Annotated in this window: 8 protein-coding genes; 2 read left to right on the top strand and 6 right to left on the bottom strand. The window is 70.8% G+C overall.

Annotated elements, in window-relative coordinates:
• The first annotated feature begins 141 nt into the window (after window positions 1-141).
• Window positions 142-708, top strand: a complete 567-nt coding sequence (locus AB0D48_RS15950) for an N-acetyltransferase (protein WP_362396033.1) — start codon at window positions 142-144, stop codon at window positions 706-708.
• Window positions 709-739: 31 nt separating this feature from the next.
• Here the strand turns inward: AB0D48_RS15950 and AB0D48_RS15945 are convergent, their stop codons facing one another.
• From AB0D48_RS15945 to AB0D48_RS15920, 6 genes are all read right to left on the bottom strand, one after another.
• Window positions 740-2,242 (bottom strand): type VI secretion protein, encoded by a 1,503-nt coding sequence (locus AB0D48_RS15945; protein WP_362396030.1) that lies wholly within the window; start codon window positions 2,240-2,242, stop codon window positions 740-742.
• Window positions 2,243-2,244: 2 nt separating this feature from the next.
• Window positions 2,245-3,666, bottom strand: a complete 1,422-nt coding sequence (locus tag AB0D48_RS15940) for an ATP-binding protein (protein ID WP_362396027.1) — start codon at window positions 3,664-3,666, stop codon at window positions 2,245-2,247.
• 19 nt (window positions 3,667-3,685) lie between these two features.
• Window positions 3,686-5,248: an SCO6880 family protein gene (locus tag AB0D48_RS15935; RefSeq protein ID WP_362396024.1), complete on the bottom strand. Its 1,563-nt coding sequence runs from the start codon at window positions 5,246-5,248 to the stop codon at window positions 3,686-3,688.
• Complete coding sequence (locus AB0D48_RS15930) at window positions 5,245-6,546, bottom strand: hypothetical protein (protein ID WP_362396021.1); 1,302 nt, start codon at window positions 6,544-6,546, stop codon at window positions 5,245-5,247. The genes AB0D48_RS15935 and AB0D48_RS15930 overlap by 4 nt, the downstream gene beginning before the upstream one ends.
• Window positions 6,536-7,342 carry a hypothetical protein gene (locus AB0D48_RS15925; RefSeq protein WP_362396018.1) on the bottom strand — a complete coding sequence of 269 codons (807 nt, stop codon included), beginning with the start codon at window positions 7,340-7,342 and terminating at the stop codon, window positions 6,536-6,538. Before AB0D48_RS15925 ends, AB0D48_RS15930 begins: the two co-directional genes overlap by 11 nt.
• A 73-nt stretch (window positions 7,343-7,415) precedes the next feature.
• Window positions 7,416-7,724, bottom strand: a complete 309-nt coding sequence (locus tag AB0D48_RS15920; protein WP_008742356.1) for a hypothetical protein — start codon at window positions 7,722-7,724, stop codon at window positions 7,416-7,418.
• A 306-nt stretch (window positions 7,725-8,030) separates the two neighbouring features.
• Between AB0D48_RS15920 and AB0D48_RS15915 the strand changes: the two genes are divergently transcribed.
• Window positions 8,031-9,185, top strand: a complete 1,155-nt coding sequence (locus AB0D48_RS15915) for an alpha/beta hydrolase (protein ID WP_362396015.1) — start codon at window positions 8,031-8,033, stop codon at window positions 9,183-9,185.
• Window positions 9,186-9,232: the final 47 nt, after the last annotated feature.

The following is a 9,232-nucleotide window of genomic DNA, read 5'->3' as shown; positions in this document are numbered from 1 at the left end:
GGAAGCTAAGCCTTTCAGCGCCGATGGTACTGCAGGGGGGACCCTGTGGGAGAGTAGGACGCCGCCGAACAATCATTGCGGAAGCCCCGCACCAGGTAACTGGTGCGGGGCTTTTCTGCGTTCAGGACTAGGATCCCCGACATGAACGCAGAACAGAATCAGCACCAGATACGTGCTGTCCGTGCCGACGAGTGGGAGCAGGCCAAGGAGCTGCGGATCGCCTCGCTCCACGATCCTGTGGCGCCCATCGCCTTCCTCGACACCGCCGAGCTCGCCGAGGCCAGGCCGGACAGTTTCTGGCAGGAGCGGACCGCCGGCGCCGCCTTCGGGCGGGCCGTGCGGCAGTTCGTGGCCGTGGGGCCCGACGGGGTGTGGGACGGCACCGTGAGCGTGCTCGTCGAGGAGCTGGGGACCATCGACTTCCTCGACCGCGAGATCGAGTCGACCCAGGGGCACATCGTCGGCGTCTACGTCCGCGAGGGCCGGCGGGGCACCGGGCTGGCCGAAGACTTGTTCCGGGCCGCGCTGGAGTGGGCCTGGTCGCTGGAGGAGCCCAAGCTGGAACGCGTACGGCTCTACGTGCACGAGCGCAACGAGCGGGCCCAGGCCTTCTACCGGCGCATCGGATTCCGGGACAGCGGTGTGAAGGTGCCCCTGGCGAGCGATCCGTCCGCCAAGGAGCTGGAGTACGTGTACCCCCGGCCCTGAGGGCCTTCCCGCCGGGGATGCGGGACAGTCCTCAGGGAAGGTCCGCGTCGGGCCAGCGGGAGCGGGCCTGCTCGCGGCTGCGGCACAGGGCCAGCAGGGGGAGCGTCTCGTCGGTCAGCAGCTCCGGGAGCTGGGGGACGGGGGCAACCGCCGCCACGTCGTCCAGGATCAGGGACAGTGGTGGGTCGAGCCGACCGTGGGATGACCGTGCGGCCATGCGACGGCCGTGCTCGACCACGTGAGCGGCGAGTGCGGTCAGCAAGGGCATCGCACCCGGGTGGGTGCGGGGGTCTTCCAAAGGCTCGCCCACCACGTACAGGCTGCCCCCTTCACCCAGGAACGAAGCCAACGTGAGGGAATCGGTTCGGTTCGGGTTGCACGCCTCGCGGATGTGGATCGAGGTCAGGCAGGAAAGGGCACGGGCCGTCAGGTTCTGTGCCAGCTCTCGCCGTTCCGGGTGGGCGGTGAGGGCGCTCTCCAGTTCGCCGGCGGCTCCCGGTGCCGCCTGGGGGTGGGTGCGCAGGATGCGGACCGGGTCCTGGGCGTTGTTGCCCTGGGTCCAGCGATGGAGCTGCTTGAAGGGGCGGTCCTCCAGAGCGGCTGCCTGGAGCCAGCTCCGCAGGAGCGTTTCCGCGGTGTCGGCGACTGCTGCGTCGAGCCGGGCCTGCGGGCGTACGGGGGTCAGCAGGGCGATCGCGCGGGCGGCGGCGGTGTCGCGGTCGGCGCAGCCCTCTGCCGGGTTCCAGTGCATGCGGGCCGGGGTGTCGCACAGGTGCGAGGGGTCGTAGAGGAGGACCGGGCCCAGTTTGGCGCGGGCGTCCTTGGTCTCGGCCCAGAGGGTGGGGGAGGAAGTCACGATCAGCGCGGCGCCCTCCGTGTCCTGGATGCGTTGTGCCGCGGCGCGGAACCGGTCGTTCGGGCCGGCGTACGCCAGGCGGTGTTGCCGGGTGGCCGTGCTGGGGGCCGTCGCCGGCGCGTAGCCGAAGCCGTAGCGGTAGGCCTCGTCCACCGGAGCCTTGCGGTCCGGCACGGGTGACGGGTCCGGGCGCGGGGGCTCGGGCTCGTACGGCGCTCTCTGAGCCTGGGCCGGGAGCTGCGGCTGCTGCTCAGGCCGGGCCTGCGGCTGCGGCTGGGACTCGAACGGTACGGGGGGCGGCGCGGGCTGTTCGGCCAGGGCTCGGCGGGATTTGGTGCGGGCGAACACGCCGATGGCGAAGACGATGAGGACGAACAGCACCAGCAGCTGGCTGATGAACAGCCCCCAGAACAGGCCCCAGCCGGACAGGGCCGCCGGGTCGGTGTCCGGCCAGGCGCCCGGGACGTCGTGCGGTTGCGCTATCAGGGCGCGGACGGCTCCCGGGGTGCGGGTGAAGGTGACCGTGGCCGGCCAGGCGCCCTTGGCGAAGAGGGCGGCCAGGCCGGTGGCGGACCAGACCAGGACGGCGAGGCCGAGGAGGAAGGCCAGGAGGCCGACCAGCAGGCCGTCCGGGACGCCGCCGGACGAGGGGGGCTCCGTACGTCTCGCGTCGTGCATGGTCAGGCCACCGTGGTCGCGGAACCCGGGCCGCCGTTGCCGCGGCTGCGTTCGATGGACAGGGCGCGTTCCTCCGCTTCCAGTTCGGCGGCGAGCATGTCGTCGTGGAGCCGGGCGGGGGCGGAGGACTCGGTCATGGCGCGGTCCGTGTAGACGAGGGGGCGTTCTGCCTCGGTGATGAGGTGTTTGACGACCTGCACGTTGCCGTTGACGTCCCACACGGCGATGCCGGGGGTGAGGGTCGGGATGATCTCGACCGCCCAGCGGGGGAGGCCGAGCACGAGGCCGGTGGCGCGGGCTTCGTCCGCCTTCTGGGCGTAGATGGTGCGCGTGGAGGCCATCTTGAGGATGGCCGCGGCTTCGCGGGCGGCCGCGCCGTCGACGACGTCGGAGAGGTGGTGGACCACGGCGACGAAGGACAGGCCGAGGCGGCGGCCGAACTTCAGGAGGCGCTGGAACAGCTGGGCGACGAAGGGGCTGTTGATGATGTGCCAGGCCTCTTCGACGAGGAAGATGCGCTTCTTGCGGTCGGGCCGGATCCAGGTGTGTTCCAGCCAGACGCCGACGATCGCCATGAGGATCGGCATCGCGATGGAGTTGCGGTCGATGTGGGAGAGGTCGAAGACGATCAGCGGGGCGTCGAGGTCGATGCCGACGGTGGTCGGGCCGTCGAACATGCCGCGCAGGTCGCCGTCGACGAGGCGGTCGAGGACGAGGGCCACGTCGAGGCCCCAGGCCCGGACATCGTCTATGTCGACGTTCATGGCTTCGGCGGATTCGGCTTCGGGGTGGCGCAGTTGGTCGACGATGTCGGTGAGGACCGGCTGGCGGTCGCGGATCGCGTCGACGACGTAGGCGTGCGCGACCTTGAGGGCGAAGCCGGCGCGCTCGTCGAGGCCGTGGCCCATGGCGACTTCGATGATGGTGCGGAGCAGCGCGAGCTGTCCGGTCGTGGTGATCGCCGGGTCGAGGGGGTTGAGGCGGATCCCGTCGTCGTTGGCGGCGATGGGGTCCAGGCGGATGGGGGTTATTCCCAGCTGCTGGGCGATGAGGTTCCACTCGCCGACGCCGTCTTCGCCCTGGGCGTCGAGGACGACGACCTGGCGGTCCTTGAAGCGGAGCTGGCGCAGTACGTACGTCTTCTCCAGGGCGGACTTGCCGTTGCCGGATTCGCCGAGGACGAGCCAGTGGGGTGCGGGGAGCTGCTGGCCGTAGAGCTGGAAGGGGTCGTAGATGTATCCCTTGCCGCTGTAGACCTCGCGGCCGATGATGACCCCGGAGTCGCCGAGGCCGGGGGCGGCGGTGGGCAGGTAGACGGCCTGCGCCTGCCCGGTGGAGGTGCGTACGGGCAGGCGCGTGGTTTCGACTTTGCCGAAGAGGAAGCTGGTGAAGGCGTCCGTCAGCGCGGACATGGGATCTCGCATGGGCGGCACTTCCCTCCAGCTAGCGTCGGATGCCGGTGGCGAACGGCAGGGTGTTGACGAAGGCACGGTGGTGCTCGCGGTCGCACCACTCGAGCTTCAGGTAGGACTTGCCGGCCGAGGCGCGGATCGTCCGCTTGTCGCGGGCGAGGGCTTCGGGTGAACGCGAGGACACCGTGATGTACCCGACCAGGTTGACTCCCGCCGCACCGCTGGCGAGATCTTCACCCCTTTGGTCGAGCCGGCCGTGGGCCGCGATGTCGCGCGGGTCGACGGTCCGGTTCATCTTCGCGGCGCGGGAGGCGTCGGCCTCGTCGTTGGTCTTCTCCGTGAGCATGCGCTCGATGGCCACCTCGGTGGGCTCCAGGTCCATGGTGACGGCGACGGTGCGGATCACGTCCGGGGTGTGGACGAGGAGGGGGGCGAGGAAGTTGACGCCGACGGGGGTCATCGGCCATTCCTTCACCCAGGCGGTGGCGTGGCACCAGGGGGCGCGGGTGGAGGACTCGCGGGTCTTGGCCTGGAGGTAGGTGGGTTCGACCGCGTCGAGTTCGGCGGGCCAGGCGTTGCGCTTGGTCATGGCCTGGATGTGGTCGATGGGGTGGTCGGGGTCGTACATGGAGTGCACCAGGGAGGCGAGGCGGCCCTGGCCGAGGGGCTGGCGGACGCGGATGTCGGCCTCGGCGAGGCGGGCGCAGATGTCGGTGAGCTCGCGGGCCATGACGATGGCGAGGCCGGCGTCGCGGTCGAGCTTGCGGCCCTTGTGGGGGGTGGCGGCGCGGGCGATGGTATGGGCCTCGGCGGCGAGTTCGCGGTTGTAGTGCATACAGGCGACGAGGTACGCGCGGTGCTGCTCGGAGGAGGTCGACACCATCGACTGGAGCTGGTCGTAGGACTCGCGCAGCCAGCCGGGGGCCTGGGTGTCGCCGCGCTGGGCGACGTCCTTGGCGTGTGCGTCGGGGTCTGCGGGCAGCGTACGGGCGAGCATCTGGAGGCGGGTGACGAAGCCGTCGCCGTTGGCGACGTGCTTGAGGAGGGTGCCGAAGCGGTCGACGAGGGCTTCTTGGTCTTCGCTGTCGCGCAGGCCTACGCCGGGGCCCTCGATCTCGATGGCCGCGGTGACCGTTCTGCGGTCGGCGTGGAGGAGGACGGCGATCTCGTCGGGGCCGAAGGGGGCGGCGAGCCAGCTGATGCGGCCGATGCCGGGGGGCGGGCCGACCTCGACCTCGCGGCCGTCGGCCGCGCGGGTGCCCGCCTCCATGGCCGGCGAGCGGTACGTGGTGCCGCGGCGCAGGGTGCGCTTGTAGCTGCGGCTGATCTCGAACCAGCGGTAGAAGGTGCGGCCCTTGTACGGGACGTACACGGCGGCGAGCGCGAGCATGGGGAAGCCGGCGAGGCTGACGATGCGCAGGGTGAGGTCGGGGACGAGCAGTCCGCTCATCATGCCGAAGAACGCCCCAGCGATGATCAGGGCGATCTCGCCGGTCTCGCGGTTCTTGCCGACGATCGCGTTCGGCCGGGCCCGGCCGATGAGATACGTGCGGCGGGGCGCGACCGGGTGCAGCTGATGGGACTGGGTCGTCAACGCCCGTCACCTCCTGTGTTCCTCGTACTCGAACTCGTGCGGGGCGGGGGTGCGGCGGAGGGGACAGATCCGCCGCCGGACCCGCCGCCGGAGGTGGGGCGGCTGCTGTGGGCGGCCACGCCTCCGGAGATGGGGTTGGCGGGGCGGGGCGCGCTGATGCCGCCGTCGCCGCGGTGGGCGCCGCGGCTGCTGTGGGTCTTGATGCCCTGCGAGACGAGGGAGGCCGGGGAGCTGATGACGGCTGCGGCCTGGGCGCCGTCGGTGGCCTTGCTGTGGTTGGAGCGGGCGGAGGCGATCTCGTCGCCGAAGCCCGGGACGAAGCGGTAGATCATCGCGGAGGCGAAGATCGCCAGGAGGATGATGGCGAGGCCGGTGACGACGGCGGAGAAGGCGTCGGGGCCCTTTTCGCCGGCGAGGGCCCCGGCGAGGCCGAGGACGATGACGATGACCGGCTTCACGAGGATGACGGCGACCATAATGCCGGCCCAGCGGCGGACGTGGCCCCAGAGGTTCCGGTCGACGAGGCCCGCGTAGACGACGACGCCGAGGAGGGCGCCGACGTAGAGGAGCGCGGCCCGGATGAAGAGCTCCAGGAAGAGGATGCCGGCGGCGAGGACGGTGACGAGGGCGACGACGATCAGCATGATCGGGCCGCCGCCGATGTCGTCGCCCTTCTTGAGGGCCTCGGAGAAGGAGCCGAAGAAGACGTCGGTCTGGCCGCCGGTGGCGGAGGCGATGACCTCGGTGACGCCGTCGGTGGCGGAGACGACGGTGTAGAGGATCAGGGGGGTGAAGGCGGAGGCGAGGACAGTGAGCCAGAGGAAGCCGATGGCTTCGGAGAGTGCGGTGGTGAGGGGGACGCCGCGGACGGCTCGCTTGGCGACGGCGAAGAGCCAGAGGACGAGGGTCAGGATGGTGGAGGCGGCGAAGACGACGGCGTACTGCTTGAGGAAGGCGGGGTTGGTGAAGTCGACGTTGGCGCTGCCCTTGACCGCTGCGCTGAGCTTGCCGACGATCCAGGCTGCGGCGTCGGCGCAGCCCTTGGCGAGGGAGGCGAGGGGGTTGAGGGCGTCGGCGGGGTCGTTGGGGGCTAGGCCGGTTGCCGGGGCTTGGCCGCTGGAGCCGCGCTCGCAGTACTGCTTGGCCGGGCCGATGAGAAGGTCGCAGGGGTTGTTGCTGGCCTGCGGTGTAGGTGTCGGCTGGGGTGGCGGTGCGGCGTAGGCGCGGTCCGCCAGCGTTACGACGGCCAGGTGGACGGAGGCCACGATGCCAAGCCGGAGCCGGAAGCTAGCGGGCATAAGTGAACCCTCCGAACTCCTTGACTGCCTTGCTGATGTCGTCGGACGTCGCCGCGGCGTTGTCGCCGGGAACCGGGGCGGGCCCGTCCTGCTGGGTATCGGTGACGATCTTCCAGTCCTCGCCCACCCAGGTCAGTTCGAAGGTCCAGGTCTTCCAGAGGGTCCGGACCGGGTCGGTCGATTTGGTGCCGGACATGCCGATCAGCCCCGTGTACCACACCGCGATCTTCGCGCCGGTCGGGGTGTAGCTCTCGACGCGGGTGCCGATCGGGACGGCGCGGGTGACGAAGGTGTTGCCCTGCGGGGGGTTGCCGTTCGCGTCGAGGCCGAGCTGGGCGAGGAAGGCGGCGGAATAGGCCTCGTCCTGTGGTCCTTTAAGCCGGTTCGCTGCGTCCGACGTGTAGATCCCGTCCACGAGGGCGTGGCGGGTGTTCTTTCTGAACATCCCGTCGGAGCCCAGGGCTACCGCGTAGTTGGCGGCCGCCGACTGGGCTCCCTGTTCGTCGTGGGCGAAGCCCTTGGGGATGGCGCCGTTCTTGCCGGTCACCGGGGATGTGCCCGTGGCTGCCGTGGAAGAAGTGGTCGGAGCGTTGTCCTTCGACGGGGAGGTGGGAGCGTCCGGGCCCTGGTTCGCGAACGCGATGGCGGCGATCAGGAGGACCACCACGCCGACGACCGTGATCAGGCTGCGGGAGGTGCGTGGGGTGCGGCGGGTGGGGCCGTACGGGTCGGCGGGGGAGTCCGGGAGGCGGGTACGGGTCTGGCCCGTGCCGCCGTACTGGTCGTCGTTGCTCATTCCGTTTCGGCCCCCTCGTTCCCGCGTAGGCGCGGTGTGGTGATTCCTCATCAAGTACGGCCGCGGTGGCCCGCTAGACGGCCATTCCGTAGACGATGGTGAAGAGGGTGCCCAGGGAGCCGATGATGAAGACGCCCGTGAGGCCGGCCACGATCAGGCCCTTGCCCTGTTCCGCGCTGAACGTGTCGCGCAGGGCGGTCGCGCCGATGCGCTGCTTGGCCGCGCCCCAGATGGCGATGCCGAGGCAGAGGAGGATCGCCACGGCCATGACCACCTCGATCATGACCTTCGCTTCGTTGCCGAGACTGCCGAACGGCCCCCAGTTCGGGGCGATTCCGCCGATGATGGTGGTGATGTCGCCCTTTTCGGCTGCCAGGATCATGTAACTCACCGCCCCTGTATGGGTAGTTCCGAAAGCCCGTGCCCGACGGCAGGGGTCACGCACTATCTTCGCTGATGAAACTGCCGCCGTCGTCGACTTGACGGCTCTCTTTACCCGATCCTCCGGCCCGCGCCCCGCCCCTGCGCTCTGACCTGGGCCGGGGCGGTGTGGACGCGAACGAACGTATGGTCACTCTGTGTATCACGGGGGGTGACGCCGGGCAATGATTGTCGTCTCGGCGTACGGGGGGTGGCGGCGTTCCCCGTGTCGGCGGCGTTGTCAGTGGGGTGCGGCAGGCTGGTGGGCATGAGGACGACTCCGTGGACCCTTGCCGATGTAGAGGCGGCCATCCGGGCTGGATGGTCGGCCGAGACCTGCGAGCCGGCCGGCATCACGCGGCTCCCGTGGTCGGCCGAGAATCCGGCCTGGGGGCATTGCGACATCACGGCCGTGGTCGTGCAGGACATCGTGGGCGGGGAGCTGGTGCTGGGCGAGGTGTTCCTCGACGGCCGGCAGGAGGGGTACCACTGGTGGAACCAGCTGCCCGGGGGGATACGCATCGATCTGACGCGGGAGCAGTTCCGTCGGGGTGAGACCGTGACGCCGGGGCGGGTCGTGAAGCGGCCGCCGGGGCGGCTGCCGAGGCGCTGGGAGGAGTACCAGCTGCTGCGCCGGCGGGTCATCGACAAGCTGGGGCCGTTGCCGGGCGCGATGGAGACACCGGACGGGCGGCGGCTGGCCTACACGGACTTCGGCGGGCCGGGGGCGCCGCTGCTCGCGCTGCACGGGCATTTCCAGGACGGCAGGAGCTTCGAGGAGCTGGCCGGGGAGGTGGGGCCGGCGTGGCGGGTGATCGGTCTCGACCAGCGGGGGCACGGGGAGTCGGACCGGGCCGCGGAGTACACGCGAGAGGGGTACGTGGCGGACGCCGCGGCGGTCCTGGAGCACTTGGGGCTGGGGCCGGCGGTGGTGGTGGGGCACTCGCTGGGCGGGGTCAACGCGTACCAGCTCGCTGCGAGGCGGCCGGATCTGGTGCGGGCGGTGGTGGTCGAGGACATCGGGGCGGTGGTCGACGGCGACCTGATGTTCGCGCGGGAGTGGCCGAGGCGAGCCGCGACCCGGACGGGGTTCCTGGCTGCGGTGGGGAGTGCGGCGCCGCATCTGGACGGGTCGCTGAGGGAGTACCCGGACGGGTGGGGGACCGCGTTCGAGGTGGAGGACATGGTGGATTCCCAGCGGGGGCTGAACGGGGACCACTGGGGGGACTGGCTGGCGGTGCGTCAGCCGACGCTGCTGGTGCGGGGGGACCGGAGCGGGGTGCTGTCCGCCGAGCATGCGCGGGAGATGACGGTGCGGAGGGCGGGGGTGCGGTTGGTCGAGTTGCCTGCTGGGCACGCGGTGCGGGGTGGGGATCCGGAGGGGTTCTACGCCGCCGTGCGGGGGTTTTTGGCGTGGGTGTGAGTGGGGGCGGGTCCGGCGCCGTTGCCGGCTCCGCCGCCGGGGACCGA

Origin of the sequence: Streptomyces sp. NPDC048269, from assembly GCF_040652395.1 — a bacterium.
In the GTDB taxonomy this organism is placed as follows: domain Bacteria; phylum Actinomycetota; class Actinomycetes; order Streptomycetales; family Streptomycetaceae; genus Streptomyces.
This window is presented reverse-complemented; position numbering and strand designations above follow the sequence as displayed.

What these genes read in the sequence shown, in the direction of transcription:
- AB0D48_RS15950 (WP_362396033.1), top strand. Translation starts at nt 142, where the DNA reads ATGAACGCAGAACAGAATCAGCACCAGATACGTGCTGTCCGTGCCGAC.
- AB0D48_RS15945 (WP_362396030.1), bottom strand. Translation starts at nt 2,242, where the DNA reads ATGCACGACGCGAGACGTACGGAGCCCCCCTCGTCCGGCGGCGTCCCG.
- AB0D48_RS15940 (WP_362396027.1), bottom strand. Translation starts at nt 3,666, where the DNA reads ATGCGAGATCCCATGTCCGCGCTGACGGACGCCTTCACCAGCTTCCTC.
- AB0D48_RS15930 (WP_362396021.1), bottom strand. Translation starts at nt 6,546, where the DNA reads ATGCCCGCTAGCTTCCGGCTCCGGCTTGGCATCGTGGCCTCCGTCCAC.
- AB0D48_RS15925 (WP_362396018.1), bottom strand. Translation starts at nt 7,342, where the DNA reads ATGAGCAACGACGACCAGTACGGCGGCACGGGCCAGACCCGTACCCGC.
- AB0D48_RS15920 (WP_008742356.1), bottom strand. Translation starts at nt 7,724, where the DNA reads ATGATCCTGGCAGCCGAAAAGGGCGACATCACCACCATCATCGGCGGA.
- AB0D48_RS15915 (WP_362396015.1), top strand. Translation starts at nt 8,031, where the DNA reads ATGAGGACGACTCCGTGGACCCTTGCCGATGTAGAGGCGGCCATCCGG.